Source organism: Flavobacterium sp. CECT 9288, assembly GCF_918731615.1.
Taxonomy (GTDB): Bacteria; Bacteroidota; Bacteroidia; order Flavobacteriales; family Flavobacteriaceae; genus Flavobacterium.
In genome coordinates, this window is sequence record NZ_OU957226.1 from 2,698,455 (window position 1) to 2,725,050 (window position 26,596).

General features: G+C 33.2%; 18 protein-coding genes. 6 read left to right on the plus strand and 12 right to left on the minus strand.

What is annotated here, in order from left to right; genetic code table 11:
* Positions 1 to 5 precede the first annotated feature (5 nt).
* The 3 genes from LQ189_RS11905 to LQ189_RS11915 form a co-directional block, all read right to left on the minus strand.
* Positions 6 to 1,958 carry a putative porin gene (locus tag LQ189_RS11905; protein ID WP_230157356.1) on the minus strand — a complete coding sequence of 651 codons (1,953 nt, stop codon included), beginning with the start codon at positions 1,956 to 1,958 and terminating at the stop codon, positions 6 to 8.
* Between the two features lie 184 nt (positions 1,959 to 2,142).
* Positions 2,143 to 3,777, minus strand: a complete 1,635-nt coding sequence (locus tag LQ189_RS11910; protein ID WP_230157363.1) for a RagB/SusD family nutrient uptake outer membrane protein — start codon at positions 3,775 to 3,777, stop codon at positions 2,143 to 2,145.
* Positions 3,778 to 3,788: 11 nt separating this feature from the next.
* Positions 3,789 to 6,890 carry a SusC/RagA family TonB-linked outer membrane protein gene (locus tag LQ189_RS11915; protein ID WP_230157365.1) on the minus strand — a complete coding sequence of 1,034 codons (3,102 nt, stop codon included), beginning with the start codon at positions 6,888 to 6,890 and terminating at the stop codon, positions 3,789 to 3,791.
* Between the two features lie 1,126 nt (positions 6,891 to 8,016).
* Here LQ189_RS11915 and LQ189_RS11920 point away from each other — a divergent pair.
* Complete coding sequence (locus LQ189_RS11920; protein WP_230157367.1) at positions 8,017 to 8,676, plus strand: ribonuclease HII; 660 nt, start codon at positions 8,017 to 8,019, stop codon at positions 8,674 to 8,676.
* Between the two features lie 205 nt (positions 8,677 to 8,881).
* Here LQ189_RS11920 and lipB read toward each other — a convergent pair whose 3' ends face one another.
* From lipB to LQ189_RS11935, 3 genes are read right to left on the minus strand one after another with little or no spacing between them, the layout of a single operon-like run.
* Positions 8,882 to 9,586 carry a lipoyl(octanoyl) transferase LipB gene (lipB, locus tag LQ189_RS11925; RefSeq protein ID WP_230157369.1) on the minus strand — a complete coding sequence of 235 codons (705 nt, stop codon included), beginning with the start codon at positions 9,584 to 9,586 and terminating at the stop codon, positions 8,882 to 8,884.
* Positions 9,587 to 9,591: 5 nt separating this feature from the next.
* On the minus strand, positions 9,592 to 10,383 hold the full coding sequence (locus LQ189_RS11930) for a hypothetical protein (RefSeq protein ID WP_230157371.1): 792 nt from the start codon (positions 10,381 to 10,383) through the stop codon (positions 9,592 to 9,594).
* Between the two features lie 52 nt (positions 10,384 to 10,435).
* Positions 10,436 to 11,161 carry a hypothetical protein gene (locus LQ189_RS11935; RefSeq protein ID WP_230157373.1) on the minus strand — a complete coding sequence of 242 codons (726 nt, stop codon included), beginning with the start codon at positions 11,159 to 11,161 and terminating at the stop codon, positions 10,436 to 10,438.
* Positions 11,162 to 11,428: 267 nt separating this feature from the next.
* Between LQ189_RS11935 and lysS the strand changes: the two genes are divergently transcribed.
* Positions 11,429 to 13,138, plus strand: coding sequence for a lysine--tRNA ligase (gene lysS, locus LQ189_RS11940; protein WP_230157375.1), 1,710 nt, complete (start codon positions 11,429 to 11,431; stop codon positions 13,136 to 13,138).
* A 94-nt stretch (positions 13,139 to 13,232) separates the two neighbouring features.
* On the opposite strand, the gene LQ189_RS11945 is transcribed toward lysS, so the two are convergent.
* The gene (locus LQ189_RS11945) at positions 13,233 to 15,047 is read right to left on the minus strand and encodes a hypothetical protein (protein WP_230157377.1); all 1,815 of its coding nucleotides are present in this window, start codon (positions 15,045 to 15,047) and stop codon (positions 13,233 to 13,235) included.
* Positions 15,048 to 15,337: 290 nt separating this feature from the next.
* Between LQ189_RS11945 and LQ189_RS11950 the strand changes: the two genes are divergently transcribed.
* Positions 15,338 to 15,853: a porin family protein gene (locus LQ189_RS11950; protein WP_230157383.1), complete on the plus strand. Its 516-nt coding sequence runs from the start codon at positions 15,338 to 15,340 to the stop codon at positions 15,851 to 15,853.
* A gap of 79 nt (positions 15,854 to 15,932) precedes the next feature.
* Here the strand turns inward: LQ189_RS11950 and LQ189_RS11955 are convergent, their stop codons facing one another.
* Complete coding sequence (locus LQ189_RS11955) at positions 15,933 to 17,462, minus strand: DUF4394 domain-containing protein (protein WP_230157384.1); 1,530 nt, start codon at positions 17,460 to 17,462, stop codon at positions 15,933 to 15,935.
* Positions 17,463 to 17,804: 342 nt separating this feature from the next.
* Here LQ189_RS11955 and LQ189_RS11960 point away from each other — a divergent pair, with 342 nt between their 5' ends.
* Positions 17,805 to 18,272, plus strand: coding sequence for a hypothetical protein (locus LQ189_RS11960; RefSeq protein WP_230157385.1), 468 nt, complete (start codon positions 17,805 to 17,807; stop codon positions 18,270 to 18,272).
* Positions 18,273 to 18,359: 87 nt separating this feature from the next.
* On the opposite strand, the gene hemL is transcribed toward LQ189_RS11960, so the two are convergent.
* The 4 genes from hemL to LQ189_RS11980 form a co-directional block, all read right to left on the minus strand.
* Positions 18,360 to 19,646, minus strand: coding sequence for a glutamate-1-semialdehyde 2,1-aminomutase (hemL, locus tag LQ189_RS11965; RefSeq protein ID WP_230157386.1), 1,287 nt, complete (start codon positions 19,644 to 19,646; stop codon positions 18,360 to 18,362).
* 28 nt (positions 19,647 to 19,674) lie between these two features.
* Positions 19,675 to 20,607 carry a glucosaminidase domain-containing protein gene (locus tag LQ189_RS11970; RefSeq protein WP_230157391.1) on the minus strand — a complete coding sequence of 311 codons (933 nt, stop codon included), beginning with the start codon at positions 20,605 to 20,607 and terminating at the stop codon, positions 19,675 to 19,677.
* Positions 20,600 to 21,496, minus strand: coding sequence for a 1-aminocyclopropane-1-carboxylate deaminase/D-cysteine desulfhydrase (locus LQ189_RS11975; RefSeq protein ID WP_230157393.1), 897 nt, complete (start codon positions 21,494 to 21,496; stop codon positions 20,600 to 20,602). The genes LQ189_RS11970 and LQ189_RS11975 overlap by 8 nt, the downstream gene beginning before the upstream one ends.
* Positions 21,497 to 21,585: 89 nt before the next feature.
* The gene (locus LQ189_RS11980; protein WP_230157395.1) at positions 21,586 to 23,421 is read right to left on the minus strand and encodes a T9SS type A sorting domain-containing protein; all 1,836 of its coding nucleotides are present in this window, start codon (positions 23,419 to 23,421) and stop codon (positions 21,586 to 21,588) included.
* A 751-nt stretch (positions 23,422 to 24,172) separates the two neighbouring features.
* Here LQ189_RS11980 and LQ189_RS11990 point away from each other — a divergent pair.
* A complete protein-coding gene (locus LQ189_RS11990; RefSeq protein WP_220485246.1) occupies positions 24,173 to 24,346 on the plus strand; it encodes a DUF5522 domain-containing protein in 174 nt (57 codons plus the stop codon).
* Positions 24,347 to 24,562: 216 nt separating this feature from the next.
* The gene (locus LQ189_RS11995) at positions 24,563 to 26,569 is read left to right on the plus strand and encodes a urocanate hydratase (RefSeq protein WP_230157397.1); all 2,007 of its coding nucleotides are present in this window, start codon (positions 24,563 to 24,565) and stop codon (positions 26,567 to 26,569) included.
* The last annotated feature ends 27 nt before the right edge of the window (positions 26,570 to 26,596 follow it).

A 26,596-nucleotide genomic window follows, 5' to 3' on the forward strand; every position in this document is an offset into this window, starting at 1 on the left:
AAATATTAATTGAAAAAATTCCAGATTAAACCAAAGCGAATAGTGAAATCACGTGATGGATTGTTTGGCGAAGAATAAAAATTGTTTCCTGTAAAACTAGAATTAAAATGTTCTGCTTTTAAGTATATTCTAGTTCTTTGAATTTTTGCATTAATAAAAAAATCTAAATAAGGGTGATTCCCAATTTGTTTCTCATTTTGAACAAAAAACTCACCTATTAGAGGATTGTATTCGTTTGCAAAATAATTGGTAAAATAATTTAAAGAAACTCCTGTTTGCAAAAACAATGCGTTTTTGAAGAAATAATTAGAATAATAAATGGTGTTTCGGGTTACCAATTCCGGCACGTTTAAAACAAGTTCGTCTTGTGTTGTTTTTTGAAACAAAACAGTATTATCTAAAGCAAAATTTCCAAAACTAATTTCTTTGCTTAACTTTAAAGATGCATAATTTATAGTTTCATTGTACTGTGCTGGAGCTACAATTTGAGTTCGAACACTCTTTTGCTGAACTGTTGCGATGTTCGTAAAGTATAAATAATCATTGAGCATGGTATATTGAAAATCAATATCAACCCAAGGTGAAACTAGATTAGCATTTAATATATTAATTTTTTCATTTTTAAAATCATTAGACCAGTTGTACTGTATATAGCTACTTTGGTATAAGTTATAATTATTATTTGGTAATTTATTCAAATTTTGATATTGCAAAGACAGTTGAAAATCTTCATTAAAATTAAATTTAAAATTTGCATCCAGATTTGATAGAGATTGCGGTGTTATAGAGCGTTGATATGAGAAATCACCCGAGAATTTTTCTCGATCAAAAGCGTATTTACCTAATACTGTATTAATATCTTGACTTAAAGAACTAGGAATGTTAGTTTGATTGTTAAATATTAAAATCCTATTGTAATACGAATTTGATCTAAAATCATCAATAAAAAAATAAAATTTACCCAGTAAACTATTTTCTAAAGTCAAGCCTACTTTATTGTACAATTTATTATAACGCGTTTGGTCGTTAATATTTGAATTAAGAAACGACTCCCCAAAACGATCAACAGTTGAAGAACCAACCGTTGAGAAAACAGTGCGCTGATTGAACTCGAAAAATTTATTCTCATAATTAACTTGATGCGAAACATACAAATTTGTGTTACCTTTTTTTGGATTTATTCTGAAATTATGATCCAGAAAAAATCTTTTACCTTTTAGGAAAGATTTTGCGTCTGTAAAATACACTTCAAAACGTTGTCTATTATTAAAGCTTGCATTTTCACTTTCAAAATCTTCAATAGTAGTAATCCCTCCATTCTCTTCATTTAAAATGTCTTGAAAAGTATAATGCGCCTTTGCAAAATAACGCTTGTTTTTTGTATTATAGCTAGAAGTAAACCTAAAATTACCCGTACTAGATAATTGGTTCAAATATTCCCCCTCAGAGCGAAGGCCTTTATATGCAATAGAAAAATTAAGATTGTCTGAAGTATTTAAAGTAATAAAAGCATCAACAGATTGACCTCTATTTATGGTCGTTTTAAAATACAACTCAGTAACAGGTGTTGCAACCGAATAGTAACGTAAGTGTTGTGCTTCAAGAAAATTAAAATGCTTGGCTTTGAAACCAAACTCAGGTAACGAATTGTACTCTCTTAGACTATACTGTAAAGTATTATAGGTTTGACCATCATTAGCAAATGGAAGTAAACCAAAAATATCTTTACGTAAATAATTATGACTGTATTCTTTTTGAATGGTCAAAGAAGTGTCTATATAAGTGGTGTCGTTATCAAGTGTGATTACTTTATAAAGATCAATAGATGCTACTTTTTTGTTTTTAAGTGAATCCGGAATTCTTATTGATTTCGGTTTTTGTACAATAGATTCATTTTTTGATTGTGCAAAAAAAGTAAATTGAAAAAAAATAAAAAAAAAAATAAAAAAATTTTTCATTTGATAAATAGTATTGCCTTGAGTGCAAAGATAAATTTTATCAAACAATACCTAAGTTTTATTTCAAAATAAATTAAACAATTGAAATTTAAAAAAACATAGTTCACATGATTCAAAAAAAAAGCTGCGAGATAAAATCTCGCAGCTTAATAAAAAACTATAATTATAATGTAATCAATACAAATTAATTATATCCTGGATTTGGTACCAATGGATTAACATTAATTTCCGCTTGTGGAATTGGTAATGTAAATCTATAATCTGTAATGTTAATATTTACAGGATTAGTTGCTGATGAATTGATTGCATCTTGAGCATCTCTATCAGTACCTGATACGCCAGCATCCGCACCTAATCTTTTAAGATCTATATATCTATGACCTTCAAAAGAAAGTTCTTTTCTTCTTTCTAACAAAACATCGGCTAAAGCTGCAGTAGCGTTAGCGTATACAGGTAATGGAACAACACCACCAGTGTAACTTCTAGCTTGTCTTACTTGACGAATTAGATCAGCTGCACCAGTACTTCCATTTAACATACCGCTTCTAATCAAACACTCAGCTTTGATAAAATAAATTTCAGATAAACGGAAAACTTTTAAATCATTAGCTGTATGACCACCATTTTTACCTGGATATTTATCAATAACGATAGTCTCACTAGTTCTAGTAGCTGTAGCAGGTGTTGCTGAAATAGTTGCTGAACGATCTACAAAACACCATCTTCTGAAATCTTCTGCTCCACCACCTAAAGGTTGAGTATACAGATTGAACAAAGTTCTTCCCATATCATACAATGGCGCACCAGTAATATAAGATCCATTTGTGTTGTATCTACTGCTGAAATTAGTTCTATTAATCGGTTTATCAAGAGCGAATAATATCTCACCTTGTGCAGCATCTACCCACATTCTTCTGTACATCGGACTACTTGCTGAAACCCATTGGTCCACTAAATACAATGCTCTCTGAACTGGAAAATCAGAAGTAGGATCAACGTTGATTGTATTTGCACCATTGGCAGAACCGCTTGGAACCACCGTAGCAGAAGTTAAAGGAAAATTAGCAACTGTAACTGTAGAGGTAGATAGAACCAAACCTGAACTAGCTATAACATCATTAGCACTAGCCAAAGCTTTTGGATAATCTTTTCTGTACAAATACATTCTCGATTTGAAAGCTTTAATAAAATTAAGACTAACAAATTTATAAGCGTTAGCTCCTGTAGGATTTATTAAGTTAGCTTCAGCGAAAGCCAAATCATCTTCTATCAACTTAAAAACTTCCCCATTTGTTGATCTAGGAATGTCTTGATCAACTGCAGGTACAAAATCAACTTTCATTACACCTAAAGCAGCATCATTACTTAAGTCTGTTGAGAAATATGTCAACAATTGAAAGTGAGAAAATGCTCTTATTGCTCTTGCTTGTGCTAGAATTGAATTATATCTTGGAGTTTCAGCAGCTGTAGGAGTATATAAAGCAGCGCCACGAATTAATCGGTTACAATAATTAATTGTATTGTAATGACTTAACCAGATGTTTGCTGCAAAACCATTTGTTGTTAAAACAAAAAACCTTTGCGTATCATTGGAAACCAAACTATTACCCATAGCTACTTCATCAGTTAACAATGAAGAAGCCATTATTTCATTTTCTGTACTTAAACGATCGTAAGTTTCAGTCAAAAACAACTCTATGTTATTAATTGAAGTAAACAAACGAGCATCATTTAATTCACCTGGTTGCAAAATATCTGTCGCGTCACTACAGGAGAAAAGCATTGCAAAAATGCTAAATATTAATATTCCTTTTTTCATTTTTCTATTATTTAAAAATTAATATCTACACCAAAAGTGTAAAGTTTTGGAGTTGGAAAATAACCCGTTGTAGTAGCTCTAAAAGTTTCTGGATCAAAACCTTTCCACTTTGTAAATGTTAGTATATTTTCTCCCTGTAATCTAAAACGAACACTTTTGATAAATGTTTGACTTAAAAGTTTAGCTGGTACGCTATAACCAATACTCAAGTTTCTTAGACGTATGAATGAAGCATCTCTTAAAAATCTATCCGAAATATCGGTAGCATCAAGGTTGTTCACAGCATATGAAGGTACATCAGTATTTGTATTTGTAGGAGTCCATGCATTTAATAAATCAGCAGAAACTCTATATTCTTCAACATTTCTAACATCCATTAATGATTGATAATCAACATCGAATCTAAAGAATTTAGCAGAGTAAGCAAAAGCAGCATCTAAGAAAAAACCTTTGTATGAAGAATTTAATCCAAATCCACCTTGATATACTGGCAGCCTATTTTTATTTGTTAATCTTCTATCAGCATTAGTAGGAGCTTCAGTATCGTTACCATTAATATCGGTAAACAACAAGTTACCAGTTGCAGGATTTACTCCTTTGTAAGGAACAACAAAATATTGATTAGAAGGACCACCAATTGCATTAGCTTGAATTGCACCGATGTTTTGAAGTCCTGAACCATTATCCAATACTCCTAAATTAAGTATTTCATTTTTATTGTAAGCCCCATTAGCATATACCGATAATTTAAAATCAGTATTTTTTAATACCTCATATCTTAAAGATAACTCTACACCTTTATTACCAAGTTCACCATTATTACCTGCAAGATTGGTTATACCATTTGCGTAAGAAATTGGTATATTAGTATACAAATCGGTTGTTTTTTTCTGATAAACATCAACAGAACCTGACAATCTGTTTTTAATGTTAAAATCAATACCAATGTTTGCTTGTGCAACAGTTTCCCATCTTGCATTAACATTTGCAATACTAGCTATACCGAACGAAGGCGCATTACCATAACCTTGCTGAGAAGAATTTAAATCACGAACAATTTGCATAGAATTGAAAATAGCACCTTGATCACTATCCTCATCTCTCGCGGTGATGTTTTGATTTCCAGAAGTACCATAAGAAGCTCTCAATTTCAAATCAGTAAAGAAATTGCTGTTAGCCATAAAGTTTTCCTTACTAATATTCCATCTACCTCCTACTGAATAGAAAGTGGCCCACTTGTACTCATTTATAAACTTAGGACTCGAATCTCTTCTAAGTGTTGCAGATATACCATATTTCCCATCATAATCATAATCAGCAACGCCAAAATATGAAAACAATCCTGTATTTACTGCACCAGCACCAATTGTTGGAGCATAAGTGAAAGGTAAAGCCAAACTATATGGAATGTATCCAGTACCAGCACCTGGAACCCAAGCCAAAGGATTTAAACCAATCTGTTGAAATAGAAATGATCTTCTGTGTGCTTTTAAATATTCCATATATGCTGAAACATCTAATGAATGTTTACCCGTTTCAATTTTATAATTTAATTGATTAACTAAATTGAAAGAGAATTCCCTGTTAGATCTTTGCGTTTCAAGACCATGAAATGGCTGGCCTGCTCCAACAGCTCTTGCAACAGATAAATATGCTTCTGGTCCAATTGCGAAAACTCTTTTATCTTCGGCATAATCAACACCAAAAGTAGATTTTACAGTAAAGTTTTTAGTCAACTTATAAGCAGCATTAGCAGAACCTATAGTTTTAACTTCTTGGAAGAAACTCGGTGCATTATTTCCGTTCAATAAATCTTGCAACATGAATGGAGTAATTGCACCCTGTGGAGAACCAAATTGGGTAAATAACTGTTGACCACTCTTGTAAGTATCAGTTCTTAAGTAAGTTGGCGACAATAAGTAACCATTAAGTGGGTTTTGTAAAACGTTATCACTAATTCCTGCTCTAGTTTCTTGTTCTAACTGTTTTCTTTTAGAAAATGAGCCCGTGAAAGTTGTTCCGTATGTAAATCTATTGTTTGCCGATTTACCATTAAAGTTAGATCTGAACGTAAATCTCTTAAAATCAGTTGTAGGTACAATACCTTCTTGCTCAAAATAACTAAATGAAGTATAACTTCTAGTGTTTTCACTTCCAAGTGAAAAACTAACGTCTTGACTATTCGTTTTACCCGTTCTGAAGAAGACTTTTTTCCAATCTGTGTTTACAGCGTAGCTATTAATATTATTTACATCTACTGTAATACCAGGACCAACACCAGTAGCACCAGGACCAACACCAAGAGTTTTTTGTAAGTTCAAATGTTGTCTTGCGTCTATTAGATTGTAATCATCACCTCTAAACTCAGCTACTCCATAAGAAGAAGAATATGTTACTGCTAGATCAGATTTGAAATCTCCTTTTTTAGTTGTAACAACAATTACACCATTTGTACCTCTATTACCATAAATAGAAGTTGCAGAAGCATCTTTTAAAACTGAAACACTTTCAATATCGTTTGAATTTAAGTTTCTAAAGAATGCTTGAGTTTGTGGTACACCATCAATAACAAATAATGGATCAAGACTCGCACTTAGCGAACTAGCTCCCCTAATGATGATATCAATTTTATTAGTACCTGGCTGACCAGATGCTAATGCTATATTGGCACCTGCTAATTGTCCTTGTAAAGACTGAAGAACATTCACGTTAGGTCTTCCTTCAAGAACTTTAGCAGTAACAGTAGAAGTAGCACCTATAGTCTTTGCTTTTGTAGAAGTTCTACCATATGCTCCAACTACAACTTCTTGTAGATTAACGCTGGAGTCCTTCATTTTAACATTTAAAGAGCTAGAAGCTCCAACAGTAGCTTGATAATCTTGCATCCCTACAAAAGAGAAAATTAAAACATCTCCAATTTTTGCTTTAATCGAATACTTACCATCCAAAGTAGTTTGCACACCAGACTTTGAACCTTTAATTAAAACGTTAACACCGGGAAGTGGTCCTGTAGGATCTGTTACAGTCCCCGTAATAGTTCTCTCCTGTGCCAAAGCAAATTGCATTGACAGTGCCAATAGCAACGAAAAAATCCATTTGAATTTTGATCTCATAAATTTATTTTTTTTGAGTTTGTTAAAACACAAAACTATTAATTAATTATTAATTAACAAACTTTTAATAGTTAATATTAATTACATTATAAATTCAGTCAAAGTCCGTAATTGATTGTTAAAAAAAGGCAGAATTACATAAAAATATGAATAAACTTATATTTTTGTAGTTTTTTTAGTGATTTAACACCCTTTTTTAAGTAACCCTTGTTTAGTTTAATAAAAAAAAAATCTTTTTTGTAGTGATTTAAAATTCTACAAAAGGGGTTTTTCATGAAGTTTGACTAAACTTTGATAAATAAAGAGAGTTAAATCTTACAATTAATAACGCTGTACTTATTTAATAACTATTTGTTCTAATAATAACTAAACTAATTAAAAAAAAATTACTAATCCAATTGTTATATTAAATCAAATTTAAATAGTATTACTAAATTTAATTGCTCTTGTACAAATAGAAATTTAGTTCTGCACAATTCAAAACTTCTAAAATCTGCCTGTCAATAGCAGGAACTGAAATAATTATAAGATCACTTCTCTTTCTTAATCATTTTAAGCGTGAGTATAGCCATAAAAAGTTTAACCTAATAAGCTATTAAGGAATTGAACGCATTTATAAAAAAAATAAGCTTGTGATTTGCACCTTAATTTTAAATCAACTTTATGAGATAACAATTCAATAAACCAATGATACTTATATTAGCAATATTAAACACATTATATACTTCATATCAAAAATTTTATATCGAATTAGTATTGAATTAAAAACGATGCACTAAATAAATAAATTTGTCATTTCATTCTTTATTCTATTTATAAATCCCAGACTTTTAATATTCTAACAGATAAGCCGCACATCAAGTAAGTTAACAAATTTGACTCACCCAAAACAACCAACATTAATAACTCCTATCTTAAATAGGTAGCTAAAGCATTTGTGTAACAATTTCTAATTTGAGTTAATGATTAAGTGCATCATAGTTCATAATTAAAAAATCAGCACAAACGCCATTTGTTATAAAATAAACATTTCAAACTTGTAATTAAAAATCATTGTAAAATTCAAACATATTAGCCAATTAAATGTCAATCATCAATTTTAATTATAATTTTACAAAAAAAATATATGTTGCTATCTCACCTTTTGAATACATCCCTAGAAGCAGGAGCTGACGAAGCCGGAAGAGGCTGTTTAGCTGGACCTGTTACAGCAGCCGCAGTAATACTTCCTGAAAACTGCACTATTCCTTTGTTGAACGATAGTAAAAAATTATCTGCTAAAAACAGAAATGAATTAAGACCTATTATTCAAGAAAAAGCGCTGACCTATGCTGTAACACATCTTGAACCTGTTATTATTGATGACATAAATATTTTGAACGCATCAATAAAAGCCATGCAGGAATGCGTATTAAAATTAAATCCAAAGCCTTTATCCATAATTATAGATGGCAACTCTCCTTTTTTACCTAAAACTGGAATTAAAAATCGCGGCGGCTTACTTTTTACTGCAGATGAAATAGACTTCTTAACTAACACGCCAAGTGCATGTATAATAAAAGGTGATGCAAAGTACCAAAGTATAGCTGCTGCTTCAATATTAGCCAAAACATATAGGGATGAATACATGAACCGTATTCATGAAGAATTCCCTATGTATAACTGGAATAAAAATAAAGGATACCCCACTAAAGACCATAGAGAGGCTATAAAAAAATATGGTATCACAAAATACCATCGTTTGAGTTTTAGACTTTTACCTGAGCAATTAAAGCTTAATTTATAGAATAACCAATCAAATTACTAGAATTATACTTTTTTAAAACTTTCAATGAAGCCTATATGAAGTTGTATATTTCATGAAAAACTCTACCTATATATAATCAAAAAAAGTTTTATTTAAGACAAACAAGTTGATAATTGAAAAATAAACTTGAGTTCATCTATACCTTTTTATAAATTAGAAAATAAGTCTATGAACTTTTTAAAATTTATTCTTTAACCAAAGTACATTCAAAAAGATTTTTAAAATGATGCAGGATTTTTTCTTTCACTTCACTTTCATTCACTTCTTTTACTCCTAGCTCCACATTTAGTGAAGTCACAGCTTTTCCTTTTATACCACAAGGAATAATATTATCAAAATAACCTAAGTCTACATTTACATTCAATGCAAACCCATGCATGGTAACCCATCGTGATGCTCGAACTCCCATGGCACATATTTTTCTAGCAAATGGTGTTCCTACACCAAGCCAAACACCTGTCTCCCCTTCGCTGCGCCCACAGGCAAGACCGTATTCTTGTAGCGTAAGAATAATTGACTCTTCTAATAAACGAAGATACTTGTGAATGTCTGTGAAAAAATTTTCTAAATCGATAATTGGGTAGCCTACTATTTGTCCTGGGCCGTGGTAGGTAATATCACCGCCTCTATTAATTTTATAAAAAGTAGCTCCTTTGGCTTCCAGTTGCTTTTCAGATAAAAGCAAGTTAGTCAAGTCACCGCTTTTACCAAGTGTATATACATGCGGATGCTCTACAAAAAGAAAATAATTAGGCGTAGCCAATTCAAGTTCCTCTCGACGATTCCGAATTTTTAAATCTACAATACCCTTGAATAATTCTTCTTGGTATTCCCAAGTAGCCTTGTAATCATTATTTCCTAGGTCTTGAAGTTGGATTTCTTTGTTCATTTTATTTAATTTTCAAACAGCACTTTAAATCCTAGTTGATCACTATTCTCTTTTAAGTTTTCTATAGGTACCTCAACAACAAAGCTTTTTTTATCTTCTGAAATCTTAGCATCCTTTAATGAGATGCTTTTTATCTTTTTTGGGAAATGATATTCTAAAGAATATTTACATTCCTTAAACATATCCTGCATTTTTTTTGAGAATTCATCATCAGCTTCTTTTTTAGCACTCTTTTTTTTATTTTTAGAAGTAGACACTGCATTTTTTATTTCTTTATTATTTTTATCTAATACTTTCTTTTCAAAACTAGTACCATCATAAACAAACGAAGTTCTGAAATCATTCTCGTCCTCTGATTTTTTAGAAACCTTACCTCCTAACCTTTTATCTGATAATGACAAAACCTCAGCACTTTTTAGAGGAGACACCATATTTTTCAAGCTATCTAAAGACGCAAAATCAAATGCCATATTGTATTCAAACAGCTGTTTTTCTTCATTTACTTTTAAATTGATTTTAAAATCCTCAAGTAATTTTAACTGCTCTTTTTCTACGATAGAGAGTTTACCAATGCTATCACTCATTTTTGCAAACATTTCCTTGAATGTAAAAACGGTATCTACATTTTTAGAAACTTTTGCAGAGTCACTTTTTGGCCCTCCCATTTTTAATAAAGCAGCCATATCAAATCCGTACGAAAATGTTCCTGAACCGTTTTCATTTATTACCATTTTCTCTTTTATGGTACAACTCACTATTGAAATGAGAACCAAAAGAAATACTGCTATTTTTTTCATATTATTTTTTTTCAAAGATACAAACTCTTTACAAAAGAATCCGAACTCATTATTACTCCAAAACCACCTCCAGATTAGTACTGTCTGGATTGTACAGACAATCTGTGATTTTAAAATCTAATTGCAATGATTTTTGATCAGAACTAATTTTAGCATTTGGGTTTGAAACCGATTTTATCTTTAATGGAAACTGGTATTTGAGCACAAAATTTTCTACAAGTTTTAATGAAGCGTAATATTTTTTGTTAGCCTCTACTCTTGCTTGCTCCGTTTTAAGTCTTTCTGGATCTGTGATTTTAACAATCCGTTTGAAAATATTACCATCATAGCTATATTGTACACTAAAATAATGTTCCTCGGCAGCCAATGCATAATTATGAATAATATCACTTACATAATTTTCGGTTTTTAAAAGGTCGGCCACTTCTTCAACCACCTTAAATTCTTGCGTAAAAGTAGTTTTGAAATGTTTTTCGATTGAACTCTTTTTTATATGAACCGTTACTGGATTGAATTTTTCGAAAACCTCTTTTTCAAATTTTGTCAGTCTCGAAAAAGTTTCTTGGTTTTTAGCGATGACACCCTTAAAAACATAGGTAGTATCTTGGTATTCTTCTTCTTTAGAATATTCCTCTCCCACTAACAATTGATAGCTTTGCTCATCCCTTAAAACTTCTTGAGTTATTTTACCCGATCCATCACTGTTTATGGTAAGTGTTTCGGTAATTTGACAACTTGTCAATAAAATGAGGCCTATTAAGCCTAAGTATTTTTTCATAAGAGTTAGGGTGATATATTAAAGACAAATATACATGAATTATACTACTTTTAGACTCCTGAAAAAAATAAATTTTCTAGTATTGCCCTGATAGCAGCGGCATCCTTTTTTTCTTGTTTTTACAAGAAAAAAAGATAGAGCGAATAGCAGGAATAGACGCCAATTGAAAGATGATTGTGTGCATCAAAAAAGAAAAAAAAGGGTCCTTGATAAACTTTAATTTTTAAAACTTAAATAGTATCTTTGCGGACTTAAAAACAGCATATAATGGCATTATCTGAACAAGAAATATTACGTAGAGAGGCACTCACAGAATTGCGAAACCTAGGCATTGAGCCTTATCCTGCAGCAGAATTTGTTACAACAGTTTACTCAAGCGAAATCCTTGCTGACTTTGAAAAGTACGAAGGCAAAGAGGTAGTTTTAGCAGGTAGATTGATGGGAAAACGCATTATGGGGAAAGCTTCATTTGCTGAATTAAAAGATGCCGAAGGACGTATACAAGTATACATTTCTCGCGATGATATTTCAAATGATGAGGAGAAAACGATGTACAATGTTGTTTTCAAAAAATTATTGGATATCGGCGATTTTATTGGTGTGCGCGGTACGGTTTTTAAGACTCAAGTAGGCGAAATATCAGTGCATGTTCATGAACTTAGTGTTCTATCTAAAGCTCTAAAACCATTACCAGTTGTAAAAACAGATGCTGACGGAAAAACTTACGATGCCTTTGCAGATCCTGAACAAAGATACCGCCGTCGTTATGTAGATTTGACGGTTAATGATCATGTAAAAGCTACTTTTATTAAGAGAACTAAATTGTTTAACGCTATGCGTTCTTTTTTTAATGACAAAGGATACCTTGAGGTTGAAACTCCTGTTTTACAGCCTATTCCTGGTGGCGCTGCGGCTAGACCGTTTATTACACACCACAACTCACTTGACATTCCGCTTTACATGCGTATTGCAAATGAATTGTATTTAAAAAGATTGATTGTAGGTGGATTTGATGGGGTTTATGAATTCTCTAAAAACTTTCGTAACGAAGGAATGGACAGAACGCACAACCCGGAATTTACCGCTATGGAAATATATGTAGCCTACAAAGACTACAACTGGATGATGAAATTTACCGAAAACCTACTAGAGCATTGTGCCATAGCGGTTAATGGAACTAGCGAAGCTACTTTTGGCGAACATACGGTAAATTTTAAAGCACCGTATGCGCGTGTTACCATGACGGATTCTATCAAGCATTTTACCGGTTTTGATATTTCTGGTAAAAACGAAGCCGAATTGTTTGAAGCAGCTAGAGGCATGGGCATTGATGTAGACAAAACCATGGGGAAAGGAAAACTTATTGATGAAATTTTTGGCGCTAAATGCGAAGGAAACTACATTCAACCTACGTTTATTACTGATTATCCAAAAGAAATGTCTCCGCTTTGTAAACAACACCGTGATAATCCAGAACTTACAGAACGTTTTGAATTAATGGTATGTGGAAAGGAAGTTGCCAATGCCTACTCAGAACTTAATGATCCTATTGATCAAAGAGAGCGTTTTGAGGACCAAATGCGCTTAGCAGAAAAAGGTGATGACGAAGCGAACGGTACTATTGATGAAGATTTCTTGAGAGCATTGGAATATGGTATGCCACCTACGTCTGGATTAGGAATTGGAATGGATCGTTTGATGATGTTTTTAACTAATAATTCTTCTATTCAAGAAGTATTGTTGTTTCCACAAATGCGTCCTGAGAAAAAACAAGTAAAAATTGAGCTTGAAGAAGACGAAAAATTAATTGTAACACTTTTACAAGTAAATAACAATCAAATGGAATTTGGTTTATTGAAAATCCAATCTCAATTGAGTGGTAAAAAATGGGACAAAGCCATGAAAAACCTTTCATCATTAGGGATGACCGAAGTTGTAGTTGATGGTGATGTAAAATCTTGTAGATTAAAAGAATAAGTTTATTCGAGAACTATATTTATAAAAAAAGAGCTTCAATTGAAGCTCTTTTTTTTGTTTTCAATAAGCTTGAATAAATTCAAGTCTGTTTTTATTAAGCTGTCACTAAATTTGGAATCTCGATAGCAATTAATGCGCCTTTACAAATATTAAGTTGACTCTGCATCTGATTTTTAATGCTTTCAAAAAATGAAGTTTTTGAAAATAAATCTTCATAATATTCAATCCCTTCTAGCAAATTATTTTTGAACGAATTCCATTTTTTAATTTGTCCCAAAGTTATTTCTTCGGTAACCGCTGAAATTTCATTTTTAAGATAATCCAAATACATTTTTAACTCTTTCACAAATAGATTTGGACGATCAATAACCGTCAATACAGAAGCGTTTCCGTAAATATGCTGTACCATTTTAGACAGCGAAACTTCTTTATCAAAATACGCCATATTAGGTCCTGGGCAAATGATTACACCTTGCGCCTGTCCTTTTATCTTGATTTCATTTTCAAGATACGAAGCATTGGCTAAACCCACACAAAGACAGGCTTTCTCCGTGATACTATTTTTCTTTTTTTCGAAAGCATCCGCAGTTAAAATATTTTTTTCGAGAAGTAATTCTTCTAGTTTTAAATCTTGGTATTTCTTAGAAGATGTACAAATTCCTTTGGCATCGTATTCTTTGCTTAACGCCAAAAATCGTTTTGGACACGAACTTCCTGCTTTGCTTTCCTCAATTCGTTTCAATTTTAATTTTTCATTCGTTGTGCCTCGCAATGTATTGAAAGGAATCCCCAACGGCGAAATCTGACTTAAATAAAAATCATCTTCTTTGGCTCCAGCCAATAGTGCTCTGGTGTGTGTATCAACCGAAGTAGCTTCAGGAACTAACAAAAACGGTGAACCCCAACCCACAGAATCTACCTCATAATGATTCAATAGAAAATCGTGTTCTTCAGCAGTTCCTACGCCGCCTTGAACCGTAATTTTTAAATCCAAAGGATGTTGTGGAACATGCATTTCTTTTTGTCCCAATGCTTTCACCATCAACTCATGCGCAGATTGAATCAATTGCTCTTTTTTCTGTTTGAATTCTTCCAGAATAGGTCCCAACAAATAACCTTCAGTAGCAAAAGCATGTCCGCCACAATTCAGTCCAGATTCGATTCGATATTCAGAAACCCAAAGTCCTTTTTTAGCCAAAAAATTCCCTTGAATCATAGCCGAACGAAAGTCACTCACTTTTAGTGTAATTTTCTTTTTCAGTGTATTATTTTTATCTGGAAAGAAAGCTGAAAAACTTTCGAAGTAGCTGTATAATCTTGGGTTCATCCCAGCCGATAAAACAACCGAAGATTCTAACGTACTGTTCACAAACCCGCGAAGTGCTGCATGTGCATCATTAAAAGCAATTGGCAATTGTTCGTCTTTGATAAAATTGTCCTTATCTAATTTGGTCATAATATTAACATCAATATCACCTGGGAAAAGATTTTTCTCGAGATAATTTTTGATATTTTCTTTAAAAGCAAAACCGTCCTGCATCAAGTTTTGTAGACCTGCTTTAATCTCTGATTTGTTAGGAAGCATGGTGATGTAATTTTCCAAAGCTGATTTACTCTCGGATAATTCTGTTTTGAAATTTTCGAATTTTTCCTTCACGATTTTGTCTACCAAATTCAGATAAGAAGCAATACGTTCTGCCCGATAGTCATGTATTTTTTGGGTAATTTCCTGATACGGCAAATCGAATTTCTTACTGTAAAAAGCATTCATTTTTTCGATAAGTTCATCATCCATAATTGAAATCACGGAGGAAATTCCATACTTAGCCACTCGTATCGGGCTATCAATCGTATAAGCAAGTCCCATAACTGGGATATGAAAGGTATGAAGTGGTTTACGTGTAGTCATGCTAAAATGAGTTTTATATATAAACCACAAAAATCGCGAAAGAAAACCGTTTAAAAACTGATAAATATCATGCTTTCAATGCTATAAACAGCATTTATTTTGTGCTTTTTAGAAAAAGAAAAGCAACATCAACTATACATTTTGTTAGTTCAAGTAAAAAGTGTAGCAGATGCATTAAAAACACTTGCAGTTAGCTGACGCATTTTTCGAAGCAGACACGAAAGTTAAATCTGTCTTAAAAATCATACGTAACTAAGTTTAATTTCTACTTTTACTTCAAAAAAATAGATATGAAAAAAATTACAGCAACATTATTTGCATTGTGCGCATTTGCATTTGCAAATGGACAAGCAAAAGACAGTCAGCTCTTAAAAAGAAAATGGCTTATTGAAGCCAATACTGGTTTTGGTAACAATGTAGGTTCTACAGCTTTGTATTTTAGCAATACAGATGGTGTAAACGCATTTAACATTGGTGCAGAAGGTGGCTATTTTATAAAAGACAATCTAGCATTAAAATTAGGATTGGGTTATGGAGAAGTTGATGGTGTAGGTAATCCAATTGCCTACAAAGTTGGTGCTAAATATTATATCAAAGGCATGATTCCTGTTGAACTTTCGTATAATGGTATAGGTTTTGGTCAAGCTGATTTAAATCCTACCTACGTAGGAACACAAATAGGCTATGCACTATTTTTAGGCAAAAATGTAAGTATAGAACCTGGAATACGATATAATTTTGCAACACACAAACAGTTTTACGACAACACGTTCCAGTTAAACATTGGTTTTGCATTGCATTTTTAAAATAAAAAAGTAATCAAAAAAACAAGCCGACTCCCTGCAAGGAGTCGGCTTACTAATTCAAAACAAAACTAACTAAATATTAAAAACCTAAACCTAAAGCCATTGCAGTAGCTTGAACATTTACATCTGTGATTTTTGTTGCCGCACCTGTAGCTAGACTGATACTGTATACAGCGGTAACATTATTTACTTTTAGCAATGCAAATGCTGTAGTACTGTTTCCTCCAATGTCAAATCCGCTATCAGCATCTACATTAATTCCTAAACTTCCTATGGATACAAGAGTTCCGTTATTAGGTGGATCTTGACGGAAAAGAGTATCTGTTTGTGAGTCTATTACAAATAAAACCGTTGTTGTTGCACCCGCTATATTATTTGTGTAAGCACCCGCAGTAACAGCTGGAGTTCCAGGATTTAAATTCCCATCAACTGCTGCAACCGTTCCTAAATCTGGGTGTAAACGTAAATTTTGACCTGTATTACTAACTAAACGTATTCTATCAACAGTAGGATTAAAATCAAAACCAAAAGCAGTCCCTACTAACGCAGTTCCAAATGTAGAACCTACAACAGTTAAGGCACCGTTTGCGGTATTCACTGTAAAAAGTCTACTTTGATTTGATACCGCATACAATCCACCATTTGCAGGTCTAAAATCAAGACCTACGATAGATTCATTTGTTGCTAAACCTGTTAAAGCAACTGAATTATTAGTTCCAGTTGTTGGATTAAAACGAAACAACATATTTGAGCTTGTAGTAGCATAAGCAATAGGATTTGTTTTAAAAGCAATACTTACAATTTGCTCCACAAACTTCCCTATGTTTGCAGCTTTACCAGTTGTTAAATCAATAGAAAATAAAGAAGAAACATTATTATTGTTAGTCACGGCTAATGCAGTAGAATTATCAGGTACAATATCCATATCGCCCTGGCCTTCAAAGTTTATTCCTAGATCACCCACCAATTGTAATCCACCATCATTAGGAGGGGTTTGTAAATATAATTTATCTTGTTCAAAGTCAATATCATACAACATCGTTGTGGCAGCTCCCGCCATACTGTTAGTGTATGCAATGGCGCCAATTTTTGGACTGATACCACCATTGATAACTCCGTCTGTAGCAACAACAGTTCCCAATTCTGGGTGTAATCTTAAATTTTGACCAGAATCTGTCACTAATCTTATTCTATCAACAGTAGGATTAAAATCTATCGACGCGTTTGCAGATGCTAAAACAGGTGCAAATGAAGTAGCCCCAAGTGCAGTTGCAACACCACTTTTTTCATTTATAAAATACAAACGACTTGATGAACCCAATCCGTATAGCTGTCCCGTTGCTGGTCTATAATCAATGCTCACAATTTTCTCAGCTGCTGGTAATCCTACAATAGGCACTGTTGCAATAGGTGCGCTCAATGTACGTGCGTTGTAAGTAATAATAGTGTTATTACTTGCCAAAGCTGTAAAATTTACATCAGGCGCAACTGCTTCTGCAGGTTTATTAGAACTATTTGAATCATCGTCATTACATGAAATTGCCGTAAGGGACAAAAATGCTACTCCTAGCAAGGAAGCAAAGCCTAAATTAAGTTGTTTCTTTTTCATCGTTTTTTTTATTTGGTTATACAAACATTTACGAAACGATATTTAATTTGGTTTTACCAAATCTATTTTTTTTGGTTATCCAATGAAAATCAAACTGTAATTTGCTTACTACACTTTAAAATTCTCATGCTTTACATTTAAAAAAAAGAGTAAAAAGAACGGGTAAATACAATCCAATTCTGTTGAAAAAAAAGTATATAAACTTAAAAAAGCGTTTCTATATTACTAAAATTGAAAGAAATAATCCTCCATAACAACCATTTTCTAGATAATTTTTTGTTAAGTATTAAACTTTTTTGTTTTGTATTTGTCCTATAGCAATAAACTTTAAAACTAAAAAAAATGAAAAAATTATTGATTGTAATGGTTTTGGCTTTTGGAATAACAAGTCAAGCTCAAGAAAGAAAAACAAGAACTGAGGGTGCTAAAATGGAACGCATGAGTACTGATCAAAAAAGAGCCTTACAGGTCAAGAAAATGACTCTGGAACTAGATCTTAATGCATCGCAGCAAAAAGAAATTAGTACACTTCTTGCAGAACAAAGCACTAAACGTGAAGCGCTGCTTGCTGATAGAAAAGCAAACAAAACGGCAGAAAAAAAACAACTAACATCTAATGAGCGTTTTGATCTTAAAAACCAAATGCTAGACAATCAAATAGTGATGAAAGAACGAATGAAAAAAATTCTTTCAAACGAGCAGTTTAAAAAATGGGATGCTTCAAGAACAGAAAGACACCAGCGAGCTGCTAAAAGACTAGCGTATCAGCATGGCAAAAAAGCAAATAGAATGGAGTCTCACAGAAAATAAATGATTATTTTATAAAAAACACCCCCGAATAGTATCTAACTTTTTGGGGGCGTTTTTATGTAAATATTTTTTACGTCAATCCTTTTTTTAAAAAGTTTTAGACACTTTATCGATGGCTTGAATGGTGAAATCTAGATCTTCATACGTAAGCGCATCGGTAATAAACCAAGTTTCATAAGCAGAAGGCGCTATGTAAATTCCTTCTTGGAGTAAGCCATGAAAGAATTTCTTAAAGGTTTCATTGTCTCCTTTTGCAGCTGTTTGAAAATCTACTACTGCGTTTTCATCAAAATGCACTGAAATCATAGATCCAATGGTATTTATTGTAAACACCACGTTGTTATTGCGCAAAACTCTATCTATTCCTGCTGCTAAGTAAGCTGTTTTGTCTTTTAATCGATTAAACACGTCTCTATCTGCATCTAAGGCTTGTAGCATGGCTAATCCTGCGGCCATTGCCAATGGATTTCCAGACAAAGTTCCTGCTTGGTAAACAGGACCTAATGGCGCAAGATAATTCATAATTTCAGCGCGTGCTGCAAAGGCACCTACAGGTAAACCTCCACCTATTACTTTTCCAAAACAAACAATATCTGAAGTAACTCCAACAAGCTCTTGAACTCCGCCTGATGCAAGTCTAAAACCGGTCATTACTTCATCAAAAATAAGTAGGATTCCATTATCTGTACACAATTGGCGTAAGCCCTCTAAAAAACCTTCTTTAGGTGGAATACAACCCATATTACCCGCCACAGGTTCAACAATTATGGCTGCAATTTCATTAGGATTTGCTGTAATTAATTCAGCTACATTGGATAAGTCATTGTATCGTGCTAGCAAAGTATCCTTAGCCGTTCCAGCGGTTACCCCTGGACTATTAGGAGACCCAAAGGTAATAGCGCCACTTCCTGCTTGAATCAAGAAAGAATCGGAATGTCCGTGATAACAACCTGCAAATTTTATGATTTTATCTCTTTTGGTATACCCACGTGCTAGTCTGATGGCACTCATACAGGCTTCGGTCCCTGAGTTTACAAAACGAATTTTATCAATATTGGGTACCATTTTAACGGCTAAAGCAGCAATTTGAGTTTCAAGCTCAGTTGGCATCCCAAAAGAGGTTCCTAATTTTGCTCTTTCAACGACAGCTTCAACAACAGGCTCATACGCATGGCCTAAAATCATTGGCCCCCATGAATTGATGTAATCTATTAGTTTATTTCCATCTTCATCATACAGGTAAGCACCTTTGGCACTTTTTACAAAAATAGGCGTACCACCTACTGCTTTAAAGGCACGAACAGGAGAATTGACACCTCCAGGAATTACTTTTTCTGCTTCAGCAAAAAGCTGACTACTTCTTTTATATAACATCTAATGAATACTAATTATGTGTTTATACTTATTTTACAATTAACCGCTGACCAATAGCGAGTGCGTTATCAGTAAGATTATTTTTTTGTTTTAAATCCTCTACTTGTAAGGCAAATTTCTTTGCAATAGAATATAAAGTATCTCCTTTTTGAACTTCATAACTGTCAGAATTCCAAACTACTGACTCCTTATTAGAAATATTTAATTCATCTGTAATTTCCTTAATTTTAGCATTTGAATTGATCCCTAAAACCAAATCATCGTATTGATGTAACTGGTATCTTTCTATATATGAAATTAATTTATCAGGATACTTAGGATCTGTGGCGTAACCAGCTGCTCGTAAACCTTTGGCCCAAGCCTTGTAATCGCCTTTTTGATTTTCAAATAATTTAGAATACCTGTTTCTACTCGTTAAAAAGAGTGCATGATCCTTAAAAGACTCTGATGGATTTTCATATTTTCTAAAACATTCCTGAGAGGCATCATCATCATGATTGACTGATTCTCCTGTCCAACCCACATGACATTTAATCCCGAAGTGATTGTTAGCACTCAAGGCCAAATCACCGTTGCCTGCTCCAGATTCAAGGATTCCTTGTGCCAAAATAATACTCGCTGGAATGCCGTAGTTTCTCATATTACCCATAGCAATATCTTTAAATTTAGAAACATACAAGGTAATTATATCACTGGTCACAACCGTTTTAGAGGTAGAAACTATAACTTCTTTTGGTGCATTATTTGCCGTTGTTTTCGTTTTTTGGGATACCGAAACATTTGGTTTTGTTGGTACTTTGGTATCCGGCTTTTTAGCTGATCTATTAGTTTCGGGTTTGCCCTTTACAACAGTTGGAACACTTGCTCTTGGTGTGCTTTTTTTAGTTACAATGACAGGTTTAGTAGCATTACAACTTGCTAATACTAGCACTACAAGCAAGACTATATATTTTTTAAACATGGATATTAATAGTTGGTAATTGTTTGTTTTTTAACTTGATATTCATGCCTTGAATACCTTGTAGACCTCCTGTATGGATCATTAAAATTTTCGAATTTTCGGGAAAATAATTTTTCTCCATCAAATCAAGAACTCCATAAACCATTTTTCCAGTATAAATAGGGTCTAGAGGTATTTTAAAATCTTGATAAAACTGATTGATAAATTGTATCAAAGTATCGTTTACCTTGCCGTAACCCCCAAAATGATAATCTGTTTGTAACTCCCAGTTTTTTTTCTTTACAAAATTACAAATTTCCTCTTTCAAAAAATCACCTTTTAAAGCAGGAAATCCTAAAACTTTTTGATGTGGCAAAATACTATTTATAATACCTGAAATAGTTCCTCCTGTTCCAACGGAGCAACAGATATAATCAAAATAACTATCCTCCTCATTTACTATTTCCTGACATCCTTGTATGGCTAATGCATTAGTTCCACCCTCAGGAATCATATAAAAAGCTCCCCATTTTTCGGTCCATTTTGCAAGATTTTCTGGTTCATTCTTATGCTGATAATCTGATCTTGAAACAAACTCAAATTCCATTCCGCATTGCTTTGCAAACGCTAATGTGGGATTTAGAACCGTTTGGTTCTTTAATTCATCCCCTCGAATAATACCAATAGTTTTAAAACCATTTTCATACCCTGCATAAGCTACAGCCGCAATATGATTTGAAAATGCTCCTCCAAAAGTGAGCAACTGTTTTTCTTGCAATTCCTTAGCTTCAAGAATATTATATTTAAGCTTTCTGAATTTATTTCCTGATACAAATGGATGTAATAAGTCCTCTCTTTTGATGTATAATTCAATGGAATTAGAGAACAGTTTCGCTACCTTTTGATTCAAAATATTTGATTTTAATACAAAGGTAAAACTAAAATGTATAAAAAATGCAACCTTCTCAGATTGCATTCAGAATTTGTGTGCTATTAAAATTAATTTTTAATGATTACTTTTTTTCCGAAAACTTTATTGTCTTTAGTAGTCAACTTTACAATATAAATTCCGTCACCATAACTAGCGGTCGAAAACGAATACGATGCTTGATCCCCCAAGTCCTCTTGAGTAAAAATTAACTTTCCAGCAACATCATACACCCCACAAGAAGCAAGCTCAAGCCCATTTGGGTTGCTTATGGTTAAGCTTTTTAATGGATTGTTTTGATAAACTATAAAATCTTCTTTAGCAACACCATCAACATCTAATGTTTTGTTGTCTTTAAAAGTAATTTCAAATTGTGTGTTATTTTTCCCAGCTGGTAATTCCATTTCATGGAAACTATTTTTAATGTCGTGATAGGTATCTTTTACTTTGTCATGCAAAAAAATAGCATCCACATCAGGAAAATTGATAATATCCTTGACAGTAATTTTATAAATAGCTGTTTTTGTATTTCGAAAACCTATTGGAATTTTTTTATTAATGTCAAAATTGGTGGCATTAATTATATATTCTATATTGTTAATTAAAAAATATACATCAGTAGGAGAGTTCTCACTACTTGACATAGCATCCATAGCACGATCAGGTCCATCTGTAGCCTCAGGTACAAATGCTAATGCAAGTTGCCTTACACCTTGATTATTCATTAAAGTATTTAATCTAATTTGAGGGGTTGGAGCCACACTAACGGTTTTATAATCAAATCCAGATATTGATTTTATTTTTGATAAATAATCTTTTTCAGTATTGGTTTTAGGGTTGTTTGTTGATTTTTCAAACTGTGAGTTGTTAGCCACTCCTTCTTTTACATAAATTCTGTAGCTATTCTTCATTTCAACAGCGCCATTTACAACACCATCTATCATAAACCCCTGACCTATTGGTGAAAATCTTCTTTCAAAAGCAGTACCTACTCCTGTTGAAGGTCCAGGATTTCCAGATCCATCATAGGAAAAAAAAGTAGCTGGAACATAAATACCAGTTCCTCCTCTGGCCACTGGGGAATAAGTACCGTAACCTCCTTTATAATCAGCAATATAGTGTGAGTTTACTGTTTTATCTTGTTCCCAAAAATAAGCAATTCCTGTACAATTTGTTTGTTCTATCAAAAATGCGGCAAGATCAATTGCAGATGGATAGGGATTGCCTGTAAGCGTAAATTGTAACGCTCCCACAGGTATTGATATGGTACCGTCATTTGGTTTTCCTCTAAAATCATAACGCTGTTTGCTTCCTGGATTGTTTTGAACTCCATTTACAGTGATTGCGTTGGTTCCAGACGTTCCCTTCATAGAGAAGCCTTCACCTGCATTTAAAGTCCCAGCACCACCTACTGCTGTCCAATTCCCATAATTTGAAGAGCCTATTAATTTATTAACCCAAAAAGGTGCAATAGCTAGAGGACTAGCAGTACCATTGTAATTATTTGTTGCTAAAATAACTGGATTATTAAATCCTGTCAAGCTCGCAACATCCTTGAGTTGTGTAATAGAAAAAGCTGAATTCCCAACAGTTGCAAGACTTGATCCTACTGGTGAACACCAATAATTATAATGAAAATTATTAGTCGATCCTTCTTGATAAACCGACAAATTCCCTAATCCGCTATTACCACTATTAGTTGTTGTACCTTGTAACAGCTGAGCACTATCTCTTAAATAGAAATTGCTCGTAGTTGCATTGAGCTCTACTTGTTCTTTTACATAAACCACCTCATTTGTAGCAAATACATAACTATTTGGACTAACATACAGTTGTGCCATACTTTCATTTTGAAAAAAAATGAGAAGAAAAAAGAAAGCTCCTTTTTGAAGTATTGATGTGTTCATAAGCTTTTAAATTAAGAGATATTAAATTTCTTTTTTTATAAAAACAGCTCAGCTAATTTGTTTCGAAATCTTAGAAGAAAATAGTAGAAGCAATAGCATGAAACAGAATTTTATTTTATAAAGCTACAAAAAAAATAAATTACAAAAGAACAAAAAAAACGATAAAGTGTATATTTTGTCGATAAAATACATATTTTTTAATAAAAATTATGTTTTTTCTTTCAAATTTAAAATTACAAAAAGTGAAATAAATTCAGATTTTTACCTGTTGATGACATAAAACTATCAAGAAGAGATGGAAAAAAATACCGAACTGAATTAGGTGTAGAGATATTTAAAAAAATTAAAAAAAGGACGCTTTTTTAAATAATCTAAATTTTGCTCCATTGCATAACATTCTCGCTCAAAGGAAATGTTTTTGTAAGCGAGATAACTATTTTTGAGTTGTAACAATCGAATGCAATACTCCAAGAGATACCAAATATAAAAAGGGAGAATAAGTAACTCTATTTGTTGCCTGATATGTATGCGTTCATGATTTAGTAAAATTGGATTTTCTTTATCTTCCCTGAATTTTACTATCACAAAAGGAAAAATCGTTAATCCACGATATCCTTTTGGAATTAAATATTTGGACACAATCAAAAACATTAGCACTAAAATTTATAAATTTGTAGTCATACAAAACCTTAAAAAACGAATATTTTGTGGAATTGTAAAATTATATTTTCCAAAGTAGTATGAAAAAATAATGAGCCAAAGTAATGAAAATAAATTGATAGAAGGGGAAGATTTCTATTACACACCAGAAGGATATAAATGTTTTACCGAAAAACACCACCTTAAACGAGGTTATTGTTGTAAAAACAACTGCAGACATTGTCCTTACGGCTTTGATAAAAAAACAGGAACTAATAAAAAGTAATTACATTTTAGAATCTAAATAACAAACACTACTAGAGTGTCAGTTTAAAAAACACAAGCATAACATGGATATTTGTTCACAGAAATATAGAATCAAAATTCACAAATCCTACCATAGGTCGGATATTCGTTATCCTTAGTCGTTGCATTTTTTTATAAGAAGTAAGTGCTTCTTTAACAAAACTGTACATCAAAAAATAACGAATCTACATTAAAAATGACTTTTCAAGAACAAATAGTACAAGGAATTCCTTCGGTTTTACCAAATCCAAAACCGTATGACATAAAGCGATTAGCTGACCTAACGACACAAACCGAAATTAATCATGCGCCAAAGCGAAAAGAGATCCTTTCGGATGATGAAAAAAAATTAGCACTAAAAAACGCTTTGCGCTATTTTGAACCTCAACATCATGCGGAATTACTTCCCGAATTCAAAGCTGAGCTTGAAACTTACGGAAGAATTTACATGTATCGCCTACGTCCTGATTACAAAATGTACGCACGACCAATTTATGAATATCCTGGAAAATGCGAACAAGCAAAAGCCATTATGTTGATGATTCAAAACAATTTGGATTATGCCGTAGCCCAGCATCCACATGAACTAATTACTTATGGTGGTAATGGAGCAGTTTTCTCTAATTGGGCGCAGTATTTATTGACGATGAAATATTTGACAGAAATGACCGAAGAACAAACATTAGCGATGTATTCAGGTCATCCCATGGGATTATTTCCATCTCACAAAGAAGCGCCAAGAGTTGTTGTTACTAACGGAATGGTTATTCCAAATTATTCCAAACCAGATGATTGGGAAAAAATGAATGCTTTGGGCGTTTCTCAATACGGACAAATGACAGCCGGAAGCTACATGTACATTGGTCCACAAGGAATTGTTCACGGAACTACAATCACGGTTTTAAACGGATTCAGAAAAATAAAAAAATCTCCAAAAGGAGGATTATTCGTTACTTCTGGACTTGGCGGAATGAGTGGCGCACAACCAAAAGCAGGAAATATCGCTGGTTGCGTTACAGTTTGTGCCGAGGTAAACCCAAAAATTACACACATTCGTCATTCACAAGGTTGGATTAATGAAATTATTGAAAATATTGATGAATTAGTGCCACGAGTTAAAAATGCTTTGGCAAATAATGAAGTAGTTTCTATTGCTTACCTTGGAAATATAGTTGATGTTTGGGAACGTTTTGACCAAGAAAACCTGCATATCGATTTAGGTTCTGATCAAACTTCACTGCACAATCCTTGGGCTGGAGGTTATTATCCAATCGGATATACTTTCGAAGAATCCAATGATTTAATGGCAAATAATCCTGATAAATTCAAGGAAGAAGTTCAAAAAACATTGCGTCGTCATGCGGCTGCGATAAATAAACATACTGAAAAAGGAACGTATTTCTTCGATTATGGAAATGCCTTTTTATTAGAAGCTTCTCGCGCTGGAGCAGATGTTTTTGCCGAAAATCACATCGATTTCAAATACAATAGTTATGTTCAAGATATTATGGGACCAATGTGTTTCGACTACGGATTTGGACCATTCCGTTGGGTTTGCGCCTCAGGAAATCCTGAAGATTTAGCAAAAACCGATACAATTGCCTGTGCTGTTCTAGAGGAAATGATGAAAAACTCTCCAGAAGAAATCCAACAACAAATGGCGGATAATATTCAGTGGATTAAAGGTGCGCAAGAAAATAAATTAGTGGTTGGATCACAAGCCAGAATTCTATATGCTGATGCCGAAGGACGAATTAAAATCGCCGAAGCCTTCAATCAAGCAATTGCTCGCAAAGAAATTGGCTACATAATTTTAGGTCGAGATCATCACGATGTTTCTGGAACCGATTCTCCATACCGAGAAACATCCAATATTTACGACGGGTCAAGATTCACTGCTGATATGGCTATCCAAAACGTCATTGGCGATAGCTTTCGCGGTGCTACTTGGGTTTCAATTCACAATGGCGGCGGTGTTGGTTGGGGCGAGGTAATTAATGGTGGTTTTGGTATGGTTCTTGATGGAACTAAAGAAGCTTCAAAACGCTTAGAATCAATGCTTTTTTGGGATGTAAACAACGGAATTTCAAGACGAAGCTGGGCAAGAAACGAAGGAGCTATTTTTGCTATAAAAAGAGCCATGGAAACGCAACCTTTATTGAAAGTTACCATCCCTAATGTAGTTGACGAAGATTTATTATAGTTTCAGGTTTCAAGTTAAACTTTTCAA